The organism is Bordetella bronchiseptica (assembly GCF_900636925.1).
GTDB lineage: Bacteria > Pseudomonadota > Gammaproteobacteria > Burkholderiales > Burkholderiaceae_B > Bordetella > Bordetella pertussis.
On the sequence record NZ_LR134326.1, the window covers coordinates 3,642,590 to 3,658,315 of the forward strand.

A 15,726-nucleotide genomic window follows, 5' to 3' on the forward strand; every position below is an offset into this window, starting at 1 on the left:
TGGCGGCCCTCAGGCATCCTCGTCGTCCAGGTGCAGGCGCAGGAACGGCATCGCGTCGCAGAACTTCAGGTCGTCCTGGCGCAGCGCCACGTTGGCCGCGTATCCATTGGCGTATTCGTCGGCCAGCATCTCGACCGCCGCGCGCCAGCGCTGCAGGATGCGCGGCCATGGCTGCCCCTCGAACGCCTTGCTCTGCTCGACCGGCGTGACGCCTTCGATGCCCAGGTCGTCGGCCGCCAGGCCTTGCGCGCTGACCTGGCGCGCATGGATCTGCGCCAGCATCAGTCCGGCCACCTCGGTGTCCGCGCCATCGGCCAGTACCGAGGCGTAGAACGGCAACTGCAGGTTGACCGGGCGCGCCCGCGCCCAATCGGATTCGGGCCGGCCCGGCGCCGCGCCGGTCTTGTAGTCGACGATGAGCGCGCGGCCGTCGGCCAGGCGATCCATGCGGTCCAGCCGCACCTTGAGCGCCAGCGCGCCGCGCTGCCAGCTGTGCTCCTGTTCGATCTGCGCCACCTCGAACGGCTGGCGCTGCGCCTCGCTGTCGAACCAGTTGGCCAGCACCGCGGCCGCGCGCGCGCACTCGAGTTCGCGCAGCGCCGCCGGATAGCCGGCCAGTTCGGTACGCGCCGCCTCGCCGATGGCCTGCTCGACCAGCGCCGCCAGACGGCCTTCGGCCATCGCGGCGTGCAAGGCCTCCTGGTCGGGCAGCATGCGCCACACCAGTTCGAGCGCGCGGTGCAGGAACTGGCCGCGCACGCTGACCGTGGCCGCGTCGGCATAGGGCGCCATGGCGCGTCCGCCCAGGCGATGGCGCACGAAGGCCCACAAGGGATTGCGCGCCTGGGTATCCAGCACGTCCAGGCCGCCGCGGCTTTGCCGCTCGGCCTGCAGCGGCGGCCCCTGGCTGTCGTCCAGGATCTCCTGCTCCAGCACGGCGGCTTGCGCGTCGGCGCCGGGCTGCCAATCGGCCGGCGCCGCGCGCGCGATCAGCGGCGAGGGCCGCAGCTCGCGCTCGCCGTCCATGGCGGCGTGGCTGGCGATCATCTCCGGCGCGCAGCGGCGCAAGGCCATGAACATGCCTTCGGCCCACTCGCGCTCGCGCTCGGGCGTGGCGCGCGGCGCGCCGACCTGGCGCAGCACGGCCAGCGGCAGCAGGGGATTGGGCTTGGGCGAGGCCGGCAGGACGTCGTCGGTCAGGCCCAGCACCCAGATGCCATCCCAGGCGCCGCCCTCGGCCTCGAGCAGGCCCAGCACGTCCAGCCGCGCCGACGGATCGCGCTGCGGCTGGAAAGAGCCGGCGCGCGCCGCACTGGCCAGCAGGCGCACCGCGGCGCGCCCATCCAGGCGGCCGGCGGCCGGCGCCAGCGCCGTGAATTCGGCCAGCAGGTCGCCCAGCGCCCCCATGACCTGATAGGCCACGCTGTCGAGCGCGCGTTCGCCCGGAAAGCCCAGCGCGGTCAGGGCGGCCTTCAAGCGCGGCGCCCAGGCGTCGCAGGTATCGCTGCGCTGGCCGGCTTGCCAGATTGCCATGGCCTGCGACCACCCCTCGGCCAGGCGCGGACACTCCTCCAGGCCGCGCTGCCAGTCGGCCGGCCCCACATGGGCCAGCGCCTGGCGGCGCCAGCGCGCATCGAGCGCCGCATGGCGCGGCCCTTCCTGCAGGTCGCCGGCGCAATGGCCGGCCAGCAGGGCCGCGCCGAACAGCGCGGGCTCAGCCGCGCCGCGCGCGGCCACCTCGGCCAGCAGCGCCAGCCAGGCCAGGGCCGCGCGCACCGCCGGCCACTCGTCCAGCGCCCGGCCCACCGCCACGTTGAAGGGCAAGGGCGCGTCCTGGCCGGCCAGCGCCTGGCCCAGCACGCGGCGCGCGAACGGCGCCTCGGCCTCCAGCTGCGGCGACACGATGGCGTAGCGGCCGCGCGGATCGGCGCGCAGGCGGTCGGCCGCCCAGCGCGCCGCCGCGCGCCATTCGGCGCCGCGATCGGCGGCCTCGAAGCGTTGCGGCCAAGCCGGCTCGCGCACGGCGTCGCGCCACGCCACCACGTCGGCGCCGCCATCGGCCAGCGCGCGCAGCAGGCGCGCGAAGCGCGGCGAGATATCGACGAAGCCCGCCAGCGCCACATGGCGCGGCGCGCGCAAGGCGCCCTGCCGCAGCGCTTCGAGCACGCGCTCGTAGCCCTGGTTGGCATCCTCGGCGTCCAGCTCGCCGAGCATGGCGCGATAGCGCGCGCGCCAGCGCGAGAACCCGCGGTACTCGTCGGTCTCGGCGCCGGCCGGCACATGCGCCTGCCACTCGTCGACCAGCAGGTCCGCGTCCAGCGCCAGCCGCGCGGCCTGGTCGGCGTCCAGCAGCGCGCGATCGGCCTCTTCCAGGCGGATCGCTTCGCGCCACACCAATTGGGTCGCGAAGCTGGACAGACGGTAGGCCGGCACTTCGTAGCGCTCGTCGAACGCGAGCTCGGCGGCGCAATCGGCCAGCCAGGCCGACAGCGGCATGATGCGCGGCAGCTCGCTGACCTGGCGTTCGCTGCGCAGCTGCGCGGCCAGGTCCAGCGTGAGCCGGCGCGAGAGCCTGTTGTTGACGGTCAGCACCAGCGTGTCGATCGCGGGCAGTTCGCCGAGATCGCGCAACGTGCAGGATGGAAAATCAGTGCGGAAGTCGTCCGACATGGGCCCAGGGCGGCGCGCGGCCTAGAAGCCGCACAGCGCGGCGATGTTTTCCCAGTTGATGGCCATGTCGGGGCTCAGGTAGCTCCAGAATCCCAGGGCCAGCACGGCCGACAGGACCAGCCAGCCGGCAATGCGCCAGCGGCGCGAAACGGAAACGGACGTAGGCATGGCGGCAAGCAGTACGGTTGCGGAAACTCCGTGGCTCAGGCGCGCGCCGCGGCGGGCTGCGCCAGCGGCTGCTCGCGCACCGGCAGGCACAGCAGCGCCGCGACGACCGCCAGGGCCACGCCCGTCCACCATACCAGATCGTAGTTGCCCGTGCGCGCATACACGGCCCCGCCCATCCACACGCCGATGAAGCTGCCGACCTGGTGACCCAGGAAGGCGATGCCCGACAGCGTCGCCGCATAGCGCAGCCCGTAGATCTGCCCGATCAGGCCTTGCGTGAGCGGCACCGTGCCCAGCCAGAACAGCCCCATCCAGCCGGCGAATATATACAGCACCAGCGGCGTCAGCGGCACGGCCAGCAGCAACAGCATGCCGAAGGCGCGCAAACCGTAGATCGCGGCCAGCAGCAGACGCTTGCTGTAGACCCCGCCCAGCTTGCCGGCATAGAACGAGCCGATCACGTTGCACAGGCCGATCAGCGCGATGGCGGTGGCGCCATGGCTGGCCTTCATGCCGGCGTCGACCACGTAGGCCGGCAGGTGCAGCGTGATGAACGCGGTGTGAAAGCCGCAGACGAAATAGCTCCACGACAGGAAGTGGAACGACGGATGCGCCATCGCCTGGCGCACCGCCGCGCCCAGCGATTGCTGCACGCCGCCGTGCACGCCGGGCTTGCCGCGCAGGAAATACGCCAGGGGCGCGCCCACGGCCACCAGCAGCGACAGCACCCACAACGCGCCGGGCCAGTCCAGCCCGGTAATCAGCTGCTGCCCGGCCGGCACCACCAGGAACTGGCCCAGCGAACCGCCTGCGCTGGCGATGCCCATGGCCGTGCTGCGATAGGCCGCCGGCACCGAGCGCGCCACCACCGGCAGGATCACGGGGAAGGTGGTCCCCGCCTGGCCCAGCCCCACCAGCACCCCGGCCGTCAGGTACAGGGTGGCCTCGTCGGTGGCGAAACGCGTGCCTATCATGCCCAGCGCATACAGCACGGCGCCCAGCACGATGGTGCGGCCCGATCCGTAGCGGTCGGCCAGGATGCCCATGCCGATACAGGCGGCGCCCCAGACCAGGTTCTGCAAGGCGAACGCCATCGAGAACACTTCGCGCCCCCAGCCGTGCGCCAGGCCCATGGGCTGCATGAACAACCCGAACGTGGCGCGCACCCCCATGGCCAGCAGCACCACGCCGGTGCCGATGAACAGGATGCGCAGGGAGGGTTTCTCGGATGTCGACATGGAACGTCGTCTGCCTTCGGAGGTAGTAATCGGTCGCCCCGCGGCGGGGGCGGATCCGCGATCATATACAAATCCTCGCGATGCCATCGAGGAATACCCCGATACCGTCCGCCATCCGCACTGCTCGCCAGCCGTTTCGCCAGGCGCCGTGCAAGCGCCGGCCACGTCCGCCAAGGTGCTAGAATCCTGCTCGGCCAGCGCACCGATGCGCGCACGCGCATCCGCGGCCTCGCGCTGCCCGCCTGTCTCGCCGTAGTTAAATGGATATAACCGGCCCCTCCTAAGGGTCAATTGGTGGTTCGATTCCACCCGGCGAGGCCAGCCCCTTTTCCCGGCGTGCCTGTCCCGCATGAGGACTGGCGCCTGCCCGTGCGTGTGCCTGTTTCCGCGGGGACAGGCACACTGCCGCACGCCGTACTCCTGGTGCCTGTCCCCGCGGGGACAGGCATCCCGTCGTATCCATCCCCGCCGCGACCGGCACCTCCCGCGCCGCGCCGTTCAGCCAATTGCAGGGAAAACCGGTATACGCTGCGACGTCGGCGCGCGGCGATACTCCGCGGCCAGGATGGCCGACAATACGTCCCTAAATTTAATTCACGCAAACTCTTGCGCACCAGTTCAAATTGCTGTTTAAATTTGGCGCGTAACTCCCTAATTCGCCTGGATTTTTTCCGTCCCGACCAAATCCGGCGATTGCAACAATCCCATACAGCCAGACAAGGTTTGCTTACATCATGGCATTTCACTGGACGCGCGCGGTAGCGAGAGCATTGGCGCCCCTGGCGCTGGCGATAGGCGCGCTGCTTCCCTACGCCGCGCACGCCGCCAAAGCCGACCCGTGCAGGACCAACGCCAAGTCGGCCGCCTGCAAGTCCCAGCAGGCCAAGAAGGCCTCGGCCAAGAAGGCCTCGGCCAAGAAAGCCCCCGCCAAGACCGCCTCCAGCAAGAAATCCGCCAGCACCGCCAAGAAGAAATCCGCCAGCAGCAAGAAAACCGCCAGCGCCAAGAAGGGCAACACGCGCAAATCGACCATCCGCGCCCGCACGCGCACCGCGCGCGCCAGCGCCGCGGCCACGGCCGCCATGCCGCCGGCGGCGGCCTCCCCGGCCGCCGAAGCGGCCGCGCTGCGTTCCAGCACCGCCTACGTACAGGACCTGGAAACCTCCACGGTGCTGTTCGCCAAGAACGAAAACGTGGTGCGCCCGATCGCCTCGATCTCCAAGCTGATGACAGCCCTGGTGGTGGTGGACGCCAACCTGCCGATGGACGAGATGATCGAGATCACCGACGATGATGTCGATACGCTCAAGCACACCACTTCGCGCCTGCGCGTGGGCACGGTGCTCAGCCGCGGCGACATGCTGCACCTGGCGCTGATGTCCTCGGAAAACCGCGCCGCCCACGCGCTGGGCCGCAACTATCCGGGCGGCATGCCGGCCTTCGTCGCCGCCATGAACGCCAAGGCGCGTTCGCTGGGCATGCTGAACACGCGCTTCGTCGAGCCCACCGGCCTGTCCAGCGAGAACGTGTCCTCGCCGCGCGACCTGGCCCGCATGCTGCGCGCCGCCTCGCAGCGCCCGCTGATCCACCGCTATTCGACCGACACCGAGTACGAGGTCGAGATCAACAACCGCACCCAGACGTTCCGCAACACCAACCTGCTGGTGCGCAAGCCCGACTGGGACATCAAGGTCTCGAAGACCGGCTTCATCAACGAGGCCGGCGAATGCCTGGTCATGCTGGCGCGCATCAATGGCCGCGACATGGCCATCGTGCTGCTGGATTCGCAAGGCAAGCTGTCGCGCATCGGCGATGCCGTGCGCATACGCCGCATCGTGCAAAACGATGTGGCGATGCTCTGAATACCGCTAGCCCAGCGGCCGGCTGTCGTAGAGGTTGGCGGGCAGGCCGCGCAATACGGCCTGCGCATCCAGCGACCGGATCGGCACCGTGGCATCGGCCGGAATGCGGCCCTCGGCCTGCAGCACCTGGTAGCGCAGGCAGCACACGCGCAGGAACGACGTGAAGTTGGCGGCCTCGCCGCGATACTGCACCAGTTCGTCGTACAGCCGCTCGATCAGCTGCGTGACGCGCATGCCGTCGCGCGCGGCGATTTCCTCCAGCACGTCCCAGAACAATTGCTCCAGCCGCACGCTGGTGGCCACCCCGTGCAGGCGCAGCGAACGGGCCTGCACGGAATACGAGCGCTGGTTGGCGCGGATGAAGATTTCGCACATGAGGATCCCCGGCACGCGGTTGGTGCATGACACCCCCCACTGTACGGCCAGCGGCCGGCAGGCGACAAGCGCGCGCCGGCCGCCCGTATTGGGGTCAGTGCGAAATGCGGGTGCCCAGCACCGCCAGGAACTGCGCCAGCCATGCCGGATGCGCGGGCCATGCCGGGGCGGTGACCAGGTTGCCGTCGGTATGGGCCTGGTCGATGCCGATCTCGGCGTAGGTCCCGCCGGCCAGCCGCACCTCGGGCGCGCAGGCCGGATAGGCCGAGCAGGTGCGCCCCTGCAGGATGCCCGCGGCGGCCAGCAATTGCGCGCCATGGCAGACGGCGGCGATGGGCTTGCCGGCCTGGTCGAAGTGGCGCACGATGTCCAGCACCCGCTCGTCCAGGCGCAGGTACTCGGGCGCCCTGCCCCCGGGAATCACCAACCCGTCGTAGTGCTGCGGCTCGACCTTGGCGAAGTCATGGTTGAGGGTGAAATTGTGGCCGCGCTTTTCGCTGTAGGTCTGCGCGCCCTCGAAGTCGTGGATGGCCGTGGCGACCGTGTCGCCCGCCTTCTTGTCGGGGCAGACGGCATGCACCGTGTGCCCGACCGCCAGCAGCGTCTGGAACGGCACCATGGTTTCATAGTCCTCGGCGTAATCGCCCACCAGCATCAGCAGCTTCTTGCTCATCGTCGTCTCCATGGAAAGGAGCCGGCCGCCGTAACGCGCCGGCCTGGTCATGCGACGATTGTGGACGCGCGCGCGCCGGCGCGGGTGGTAAGGGGATACCGCGCCCGGATGCGGCGCCGTTACGGCAAGGCCACCTGCACGGCGCGCGCGCCCAGCAGGTCGACCAGCGCCTGCGGCGCGATGCCGACCAGGTAGCCGCGGCGCCCGCCATTGACGTAGATCTGCGGAAAATCCAGCACGCTGGCCTCGACCCACACCGGCATGCGCTTGCGCGTGCCGAAGGGCGAGGTGCCGCCGACCTGGTAGCCGGAGTGGCGCTGCGCCACCTCGGGCTGGCATGGCGCGACCTTTTTCAGGCCGGCCTGGCGCGCCAGGTTCTTGGTGGACACCTCGCGATCGCCGTGCATCAGCACCACCAGCGGATGGCCGCCCTCGTCTTCCATGATGAGCGTCTTGACCACGGCGTGCGGATCCAGGCCCAGCTGGCGCGCCGCCTCGCCGGCGCCGCCATGGTCGACGTAATCGTAGGTATGTTCGGTGAACGCCACCTTGCGCTGGCGCAGCAGCTGGGTGGCGGGCGTTTCGGAAACGTGGCGGTTCTTGCTCATGGCGGATGGACGCTCAGGCGCGCGGATGATGGGCGGCATGCAGCGCCTTCAGGCGTTCGCGCGCCACATGCGTGTAGATCTGGGTGGTGGAAATGTCGGCATGGCCCAGCAGCATCTGCACCACGCGCAGGTCGGCGCCGTGATTGAGCAGATGCGTGGCGAACGCATGGCGCAGCACGTGCGGCGACAGCGGCGCGCGGATATCGGCCGCCAGCGCGTATTTCTTGACGAGCTGCCAGAAGGCCTGGCGCGACATCGGCTCGGCGCGCGCCGTCACGAACAGCGCATCGGCCACGCGCGCGCCCAGCAGCTCCGGGCGGGCGCTGCCGGCATAGCGCTCGATCCAGTGCGCGGCTTCGGCGCCCAGCGGCACCAGGCGGTCCTTGCCCCCCTTGCCCATGACGACCCGCACCACGCCTTCGTTGAGGCTGACGTCCAGCGCCTTGACCGAGACCAGCTCGGACACCCGCAATCCGGTGGCGTACAGGGTTTCGAGCATGGCGCGATCGCGCAGGCCGCGCGCGGTGTCCAGGTCCGGCGCCTGCAGCAGCGCGTCGACCTGCGCCTCGGACAGGGTCTTGGGCAGGCGCGGCGGCTGCTTGGCGGTGACCAGCGTCAGGCAGGGATCGCTCGGGGTCAGACGCTCGCGCAATGCCCAGGCGTAGAAGCGCCGCAGCGCCGCCAGCCGCCGGTTGGCCGTGGTGGCGCGGCTTTCCGCGTGGCGCGCGGCGAACCAGGCCTCGATGTCGCCCTTGCCCGCCTCGCGCAGGCTGGCGCCGGTGGCCAGGCCCGGATGGCAGGCGGGGTTCTCCAGCCATTGCGCGAACGCGCTCAGGTCGCGCCGGTAGGCCGCCAGCGTGTTGGCGGCCAGGCCGTCCTCCAGCCAGACGGCATCGATGAAAGCGTCGAGGTCAGCCTGCGAGGCCAGCGGGGCGGAGGAACTCATGGCGGCATTGTACGCAGGGGCATCCTGGCCGGCGGCGTCATACCGCGCTCTTGAGCCACACCTCGAAGGCCTTGAGCGCGCCGGAGCGCTCGCTGCGCTGCGGATAGCCGAAGTAGTAGCCCTGGCTGACCGACAGCGCCTGCGGCACGGGCATCACCAGCGTGCCGGCGTCCAGCGCGTCCTGCACCAGGAAGCGCGGCATCAGCCCCACGCCCAGTCCGGCCTGCACCGCGGCCAGCATCATGGTGAACAAGTCGTAGCGCGGGCCGCCGGCGGCCTGCGGCCCGTAGGCGTACTGGTTGGCGGCGTACCACTGGCGCCAGGCGTCCGGACGCGAATACAGATGCAGGTGCATCATGCCGCCCAGCGCGCCGTCGTCGCGCCCGGGCGCGCGCTCGGCCAGCTCCGGCGCGCACACCGGCACCAGTTCGCGCTCGGGAAACAGCAGTACCCCCTGCGTGCCCGGCCAGATGCCGTCGCCATGGTAGAGCGCGCCGTCGAAGGGCTGGTCCTTGAACTGGAACGGCAGCGTGCGCACCGACAGGCTGACGGTGATGTCGGGCTGGACGCGCTGGAAATCGGCCAGGCGTGGGATCAGCCAGGTGGTGGCCAGCGTGGGCACCACCGCGATGTGGATGCTGCGGCCCATGCCCGTGCGGCTGACCAGCCCGAACGTGTCCTTCTCGATCTGGTCCAGGTGGTGGCGGATGCGTCCGGCATACTCGGCGCCGTGGTCGGTCAGCACGATGCGGCGGCGCACGCGCGTGAACAGCTGCACGCCCAGGCGGTCCTCCAGGCTGGCCACCTGGCGATAGACCGCGCTGTGCGTCAGCGACAGCTCTTCGGCGGCGCGCGAGAAGCTGCCCAGCCGCGCCGTGGCCTCGAAGGCCTGCAAGGCGCTCAAATTAGGGATACCGTTACGCATTGGGCTCTGTCCTGGAAGCCGGTCGCCGAAAAAGGCCGGCGCTTGGTGCAATGCAACACGCAACAACTTTCCGGCACGTCAATAGATTGTGCAATTTTATCAATTGCTTTGTGCAAGTGAGGAACATTATGCTCAGCGATCACACCCCCGGCGAATCATGACTACTGCTAATCACTCCACCCCCGCATCCCGCCTCGGCGGCCATATCCTGGTCGACCAGCTGGCCGCCCATGGCGTCAAGCATGTGTTCTGCGTGCCGGGCGAAAGCTACCTGGCCGTGCTCGACGGCCTGCACGACGCCAGCATCGAGGTCACCGTGTGCCGCCAGGAAGGCGGCGCGGCCATGATGGCCGACGCCCACGGCAAGCTGACCGGCGAGCCGGGCATCTGTATGGTCACGCGCGGCCCCGGCGCCTCCAACGCGCTGGCCGGCGTGCACATCGCCAAGCAGGACTCCACGCCCATGATCCTGTTCGTGGGCCAGATCGAGCGCGGCATGCGCGAGCGCGAAGCCTTCCAGGAGATGGACTATCGCGCCGTGTTCGGCACCCAGGCCAAGTGGGTGACCGAAATCGACCAGGTCGAGCGCATTCCCGAACTGATTTCGCGCGCCTTCCACGTGGCGACCTCCGGACGTCCGGGGCCGGTGGTCATCGCGCTGCCCGAGGACGTCCTGGTCGAAACCGCCAGCGTGCCCGATGCGCCGCGCTATGAGGTGATCGACGCCGCGCCGGCCGCCGGCCAGATGGACCAGCTGGCGCAAATGCTGGCGCAGGCCAAGGCGCCGGTGGCGATCCTGGGCGGCTCGCGCTGGAATGCCCAGGCGGTGCAGCAGTTCGCCGATTTCGCGCAGCGCCACGCCTTGCCGACCGCGGTGTCGTTCCGCCGCCAGATGCTGTTCCCGGCCGACCACCCCTGCTTCATCGGCGACGTCGGGCTGGGCATCAACCCGGCGCTGCTCAAGCGCATCGGGGAGGCCGACCTGGTGCTGATGGTGGGCGGCCGCATGTCGGAAAACCCCAGCCAGGCCTACACCCTGCTGGATATCCCGGTGCCGCGCCAGAAGCTGGTGCACGTGCATCCGGACAGCGCCGAGCTGGGCCGCGTCTACCGCGCCAACCTGGCGATCAACACCTCGCCGGCGGCGTTCTGCGCCGCGCTGGCGCAAGCGAACGGACCGTCCCAGCCGGCCTGGGCCGACGATACGCAGGCCATGCGCGCGAGCTATCTGCAATGGAGCGACCCCGCCGCCATCCGCACGCCCGGCGCGCTGCAACTGGGCGAAGTGATGGCGTTCCTGGAAAAGACCTTGCCGGCCGACGCCATCATGGCCAACGGCGCGGGCAACTACGCCACCTGGCTGCACCGTTTCCACCGTTACACGCGCTACGGCACGCAATTGGCCCCGACCTCCGGCTCGATGGGCTATGGCCTGCCCGCCGCGGTGGGCGCCAAGCGCATCTGGCCGCAGAAGACTGTGGTCTGCTTCGCCGGCGACGGCTGCTTCCTGATGCATGGCCAGGAATTCGCCACGGCGGTGCAGTACGACCTGCCCATCGTGGTCGTGCTGATCGACAACGGTATGTACGGCACGATCCGCATGCACCAGGAGAAGCACTACCCCGGCCGCATTTCGGCCACGAGCCTGAAGAACCCCGACTTCGCCGAGTACGCGCGCGCCTTCGGCGGCCACGGCGAACGCGTCGAGACCACCGAGCAGTTCGCGCCGGCCTTCGAGCGCGCGCTGGCCAGCGGCAAGCCCGCCATCCTGCACTGCCTGATCGACCCGGAAACCATCACGCCGTCGACCACGCTGGAGAAAATCCGCGCCGCGGCCCTCAAGGCACAGTAAGCGTGCGGACGCGGCGATGCCGCGCCCGCATATCCACGATCCGGATTTGAGTTTTTCGTATCTACACTGGAGTACCCGCATGTCCTCGACGCCCTCGTTCCACTGGCAAGATCCCCTGTTGCTCGACCAGCAACTGACCGAAGAAGAGCGCATGGTGCGCGACGCCGCCGTGGCCTACTCGCAAGACAAGCTGGCGCCGCGCGTGCTGGAAGCCTTCCGCCACGAAAAGACCGACCCCGCCATCTTCGCCGAAATGGGCGAACTGGGCCTGCTGGGCGCCACCATCCCCACCGAATACGGCGGCGCCGGCCTGAACTACGTCTGCTACGGCCTGATCGCGCGCGAAGTCGAACGCGTCGATTCCGGCTACCGTTCGATGATGAGCGTGCAGTCGTCGCTGGTGATGGTGCCCATCAATGAATTCGGCAGCGAAGCGCAGAAGCGCAAGTACCTGCCCAAGCTGGCCGCCGGCGAGTGGATCGGCTGCTTCGGCCTGACCGAGCCCAACCATGGCTCGGACCCCGGCGGCATGGAAACCCGCGCCACCAAGACCCCCGACGGCTACAAGCTGACCGGCAACAAGATGTGGATCACCAACTCGCCCATCGCCGACGTGTTCGTGGTGTGGGCCAAGTGCGTGGGCGGCGACTTCGACGGCAAGATCCGCGGCTTCATCCTGGAAAAGGGCATGAAGGGCCTGTCGGCGCCGGCCATCCATGGCAAGGTCGGCCTGCGCGCCTCCATCACCGGCGAAATCGTGATGGACGAAGTGGAAGTGTCCGAAGAGCAGATGATGCCCGGCGTGTCCGGCCTGAAAGGCCCGTTCACCTGCCTGAATTCGGCGCGCTACGGCATTGCCTGGGGCGCGCTGGGCGCGGCCGAGGCCTGCTGGCACACCGCCCGCCAGTACACCATGGACCGCAAGCAGTTCGGCCGCCCGCTGGCCGCCAACCAGCTGATCCAGAAGAAGCTGGCCGACATGCAGACCGAGATCACGCTGGGCCTGCAAGGCTGCCTGCGCCTGGGCCGCATGAAGGACGAAGGCACCGCCGCGGTCGAGATCACCTCGATCATGAAGCGCAACTCGTGCGGCAAGGCGCTGGACATCGCCCGCCTGGCGCGCGACATGCTCGGCGGCAACGGCATCTCCGACGAATTCGGCGTCGCCCGCCACCTGGTCAACCTCGAAGTCGTCAACACCTACGAAGGCACGCACGACGTGCACGCCCTCATCCTCGGTCGCGCCCAGACCGGACTGCAAGCCTTCTACTAAACCCCGCGTGCCTGTCCCCGCAGGGGGACTGGCACCGGCAAACTTCCACCCCGCGTGCCTGTCCCCACACGGGGACTGGCACCGGCCGAGCCGCGGCCCTTGCGCGAAGGCCGCCCCCCTACGAATCCCCGCTCAGGTCGAACAGGCTGGTAGCGTCGAGTTCGAGCACGGTTTCGCCGTGCTGGTTGTCCACCACCCAGGCCCAGTTGACGATGCCCAGGTCGTTGCGCGAAGCGGAAACGCGCGCGCCCTGCACGCGCGCGTGCAGGGTCAGGGTGTCGCCGGGGCGCACCGGCACGCGCCAGCTGACCTCGCCCAGGCCGGGCGAGCCGAACGATTCGGAGTCGTGCAGGATGGCGTCGACCGCCATGCGCATGGCCAGCGCGCAGGTGTGCCAGCCGCTGGCGATCAGGCCGCCCCAACGGCCTTCGGCGGCGCGCTGGACGTCGGTGTGGAACCATTGGGGATCGAACTTGCGCGCGAACTCCAGGATCTCTGCCTCGGTCACCTGGAGCGGGCCGCCGGTGATCACCATACCGGCACGCAGATCTGCGAATTTCATGGAACGTCCTTGCTGAAAGGCAGCGGGCAGCCCGTGGCTGCCGAGCCGCGCCAATGCAGCAGGATAGACCAAACGCGCCGCCCGCGTGTTGCGCGGCGGCATCGCGCCCGGCGTGCCGGGCGCGATGCGTGGATCAGATCACGGCTTCGATCAGGAAGGGCCCCTTGCGGGCCAGCGCCGCGCGCATGGCCTGGGTGAAGCCTTCGACCGTATCGACCCGCACGGCTTCCACGCCCAGGCCCTGCGAGACCTGCACCCAGTCGATGTGGGGATCGACCAGGTCCAGCATGCGCTTGGCGTTCTCGCCCGGCTGGATCACGCCGACGTTCTTCATTTCGCCATGCAGCGTGGCGTAGGTGCGGTTGGCGTAGATGATGGTCAGGCAGTCCAGCCGTTCGCGCGCCTGCGTCCACAGCGCCTGCACCGTGTACATGCCGCTGCCGTCGGCCTGCAGCAGCACGACCTTGCGGTCCGGGCAGGCCACGGCCGCGCCGGTGGCCAGCGGCAGGCCGATGCCGATGGCGCCGCCGGTCAGCTGCAGCCAGTCGTGCGGCGCGGAATGCACGCTGTAGATGCCGAACTCGCGCCCCTGGGTGATCGATTCGTCGCAGACAATGGCGTTGTCCGGCAGCAGCGCGGCCGCCACGCGGTTGACGGCGGCGCTGGTCAGGCGGCCCTCGGCGGGCACGGCCTCGGTCAGCGCGGCCGGCCGGGTCTGCGGCGCATCGGCGGGAATGCCCAGCTCGTCGGCCAGCCATTCCAGTGCGTGGTGCAGGTCCTGCTCCGGTTCGGCCAGCACGATCTGGTCGCACTCCTGCGGCGCCAGCAGGCTGGGCTTGCCCGGGTAGGCGAAAAAGGCCACCGGCGAGCGCGAGCCGACCAGGACCAGGTGGCGCACGTCCTTGAGAAAGGCCACGGCCAGGTCGACCGGGTACGGCAGGCGAACCACGGGCGGACGATTGGCGCCGCGCTCGGTGCGGCGGCTGGAGGTTTCGGCGGCCAGCCGCACGCCGGTGGCGTGCGCGATGCGGCCGGCTGCGGCCAGCGCGCGGCCGCGCAGCGCGGCCCCGCCCAGCAGCAAGGTGGTGGCCTGGCCGCTGCGGATGGCCTGGGCGGCGGCGCGGATGGCCTGGGCGTCGGCCTGCGCCTGCGGCGCCTGGCGCACCGGCTGCGGCGCGGGCGTATCGTCGGGCAGGTCGGTCCAGGCGGCGTCGGCCGGCAGGATCAGGGTCGACACATTGCCCGGCTCCTGGCGCGCCACCTGAATGGCCTCGCTGGTCTGCGCGGCCACCGAGGCGGCATCGCGGATGCGTCCCACCCAGTGCGACATGGGCTGCGCCACGGCTTCGACGTCGCTGGTCAGCGGCGCGTCGTACTGCACGTGGTAGGTGGCATGGTCGCCGACCACGTTGACCATGGGCGTACGGGCGCGCTTGGCGTTGTGCAGGTTGGCCAGCCCGTTGCCCAGGCCCGGCCCCAGGTGCAGCAGCGTCGCCGCCGGCTTGTCGGCCATGCGCGCGTAGCCGTCGGCGGCGCCGGTCACGACCCCTTCGAACAGCCCGAGCACGCAGCGCATGCGCGGCTTGCGGTCCAGCGCGGCCACGAAGTGCATTTCGGACGTGCCGGGATTGGCAAAACAGACATCGATGTCATTGGCAAGCAGTGTGTCGCAAAGGCTGTCGGCGCCGTTCATAGTCTACGCAGAGGAAAAGGGTCAATGGGAAGAGGGACATCATAGGCATAGAGCGCGCCAGGGGCTAGAACCATTTGCCGCCCCAGCCATGGAACCACTGCCGCGCGGGCGCGCGCGGCAGGCCGGGCTCAACCCAGGATCTGTCCCAGGAATGCCTGCGCCCGGCCGCTGCGCGGTGCGCTGAAGAAACGCTCGGGCGTATCGGACTCGACGATGCTGCCGCCATCCATGAACACGACCCGGTCGCCGACTTCGCGGGCGAAACCCATTTCATGCGTGACGCAGATCATGGTCATGCCGTCGCGCGCCAGCTCGACCATGGTGTCGAGCACTTCCTTGACCATCTCGGGATCCAGCGCCGACGTGGGCTCGTCGAACAGCATGATGCGCGGCTGCATGCACAGCGCGCGCGCGATGGCCACGCGCTGCTTCTGCCCGCCCGACAGCTGCCCCGGATACTTGTCGGCCAACTGCGCGATGCGCACCCGTTCGAGGAACTGCATGGCGCGCCGCGCCGCTTCGCCTTCGTCCAGCCCCTTGACGCGCATCGGCGCCAGGGTGCAGTTCTCCAGCACGGTCAGGTGCGGGAACAGGTTGAAGTGCTGGAACACCATGCCGACGTCGGCGCGGATGCGCTCGATATTGCGCAGTTCGCCGTCGAGCGTGATGCCGTTGACGACGATCTCGCCCTTCTCGTGCTCTTCCAGGCGGTTGAGCAGCCGGATGGTGGTGGACTTGCCCGATCCCGACGGGCCGCACAGGATGACCCGTTCGCCCTGGTAGACATCGAGATCCAGGTCCCGCAGCACCTGGAAGTCGCCATACCACTTCGAAACGCCGCGCAGCGTGATGACCGGCGCCGGCTGGTTGCATGCATCCAT

The 15,726-nt window shown here is 69.5% G+C and carries 14 protein-coding genes and 1 tRNA gene; 4 read left to right on the forward strand and 11 right to left on the reverse strand.

The features are described 5' to 3' along the window. Positions 1 to 9: 9 nt before the first annotated feature. From EL288_RS16960 to EL288_RS16965, 3 genes are read right to left on the reverse strand one after another with little or no spacing between them, the layout of a single operon-like run. Positions 10 to 2,670 carry a PD-(D/E)XK nuclease family protein gene (locus EL288_RS16960; protein WP_033459179.1) on the reverse strand — a complete coding sequence of 887 codons (2,661 nt, stop codon included), beginning with the start codon at positions 2,668 to 2,670 and terminating at the stop codon, positions 10 to 12. Between the two features lie 21 nt (positions 2,671 to 2,691). Continuing rightward, the gene (locus EL288_RS24355; protein WP_004568212.1) at positions 2,692 to 2,838 is read right to left on the reverse strand and encodes a hypothetical protein; all 147 of its coding nucleotides are present in this window, start codon (positions 2,836 to 2,838) and stop codon (positions 2,692 to 2,694) included. A 35-nt stretch (positions 2,839 to 2,873) separates the two neighbouring features. Beyond that, positions 2,874 to 4,076: an MFS transporter gene (locus EL288_RS16965; protein ID WP_015064284.1), complete on the reverse strand. Its 1,203-nt coding sequence runs from the start codon at positions 4,074 to 4,076 to the stop codon at positions 2,874 to 2,876. Between the two features lie 246 nt (positions 4,077 to 4,322). Between EL288_RS16965 and EL288_RS16970 the strand changes: the two genes are divergently transcribed. Next, positions 4,323 to 4,397 (forward strand) — tRNA-Arg (locus EL288_RS16970). A gap of 413 nt (positions 4,398 to 4,810) precedes the next feature. After that, positions 4,811 to 5,938: a D-alanyl-D-alanine endopeptidase gene (pbpG, locus tag EL288_RS16975; RefSeq protein WP_033459180.1), complete on the forward strand. Its 1,128-nt coding sequence runs from the start codon at positions 4,811 to 4,813 to the stop codon at positions 5,936 to 5,938. Positions 5,939 to 5,944: 6 nt separating this feature from the next. Here the strand turns inward: pbpG and EL288_RS16980 are convergent, their stop codons facing one another. The 5 genes from EL288_RS16980 to EL288_RS17000 all read right to left on the reverse strand — a co-directional run bounded on the left by EL288_RS16980 (position 5,945) and on the right by EL288_RS17000 (position 9,465). Then, positions 5,945 to 6,313 carry a ribbon-helix-helix domain-containing protein gene (locus tag EL288_RS16980; protein WP_010930418.1) on the reverse strand — a complete coding sequence of 123 codons (369 nt, stop codon included), beginning with the start codon at positions 6,311 to 6,313 and terminating at the stop codon, positions 5,945 to 5,947. Between the two features lie 94 nt (positions 6,314 to 6,407). After that, positions 6,408 to 6,986, reverse strand: a complete 579-nt coding sequence (locus tag EL288_RS16985) for a DJ-1/PfpI family protein (RefSeq protein ID WP_010930417.1) — start codon at positions 6,984 to 6,986, stop codon at positions 6,408 to 6,410. 119 nt (positions 6,987 to 7,105) lie between these two features. Further along, on the reverse strand, positions 7,106 to 7,594 hold the full coding sequence (gene ybaK / locus EL288_RS16990; protein ID WP_003809557.1) for a Cys-tRNA(Pro) deacylase: 489 nt from the start codon (positions 7,592 to 7,594) through the stop codon (positions 7,106 to 7,108). Between the two features lie 13 nt (positions 7,595 to 7,607). Beyond that, positions 7,608 to 8,540: a site-specific tyrosine recombinase XerD gene (xerD, locus tag EL288_RS16995; protein ID WP_003809554.1), complete on the reverse strand. Its 933-nt coding sequence runs from the start codon at positions 8,538 to 8,540 to the stop codon at positions 7,608 to 7,610. Between the two features lie 37 nt (positions 8,541 to 8,577). Then, on the reverse strand, positions 8,578 to 9,465 hold the full coding sequence (locus EL288_RS17000) for a LysR substrate-binding domain-containing protein (RefSeq protein ID WP_003809552.1): 888 nt from the start codon (positions 9,463 to 9,465) through the stop codon (positions 8,578 to 8,580). A 157-nt stretch (positions 9,466 to 9,622) separates the two neighbouring features. Between EL288_RS17000 and EL288_RS17005 the strand changes: the two genes are divergently transcribed. Together EL288_RS17005 and EL288_RS17010 are read left to right on the forward strand one after the other, a co-directional pair. Beyond that, positions 9,623 to 11,317 carry a thiamine pyrophosphate-binding protein gene (locus EL288_RS17005; RefSeq protein ID WP_003809550.1) on the forward strand — a complete coding sequence of 565 codons (1,695 nt, stop codon included), beginning with the start codon at positions 9,623 to 9,625 and terminating at the stop codon, positions 11,315 to 11,317. 79 nt (positions 11,318 to 11,396) lie between these two features. Then, entirely contained in the window at positions 11,397 to 12,590 is a 1,194-nt protein-coding gene (locus tag EL288_RS17010) for an acyl-CoA dehydrogenase (RefSeq protein ID WP_010930413.1), read from the forward strand. 118 nt (positions 12,591 to 12,708) lie between these two features. On the opposite strand, the gene EL288_RS17015 is transcribed toward EL288_RS17010, so the two are convergent. The 3 genes from EL288_RS17015 to EL288_RS17025 form a co-directional block, all read right to left on the reverse strand. After that, complete coding sequence (locus EL288_RS17015) at positions 12,709 to 13,152, reverse strand: MaoC family dehydratase (protein ID WP_010930412.1); 444 nt, start codon at positions 13,150 to 13,152, stop codon at positions 12,709 to 12,711. A 133-nt stretch (positions 13,153 to 13,285) separates the two neighbouring features. Next, a complete protein-coding gene (locus tag EL288_RS17020) occupies positions 13,286 to 14,845 on the reverse strand; it encodes an acetolactate synthase large subunit (RefSeq protein WP_003809544.1) in 1,560 nt (519 codons plus the stop codon). A 128-nt stretch (positions 14,846 to 14,973) separates the two neighbouring features. After that, the gene (locus tag EL288_RS17025; protein WP_003809542.1) at positions 14,974 to 15,726 is read right to left on the reverse strand and encodes an amino acid ABC transporter ATP-binding protein; all 753 of its coding nucleotides are present in this window, start codon (positions 15,724 to 15,726) and stop codon (positions 14,974 to 14,976) included.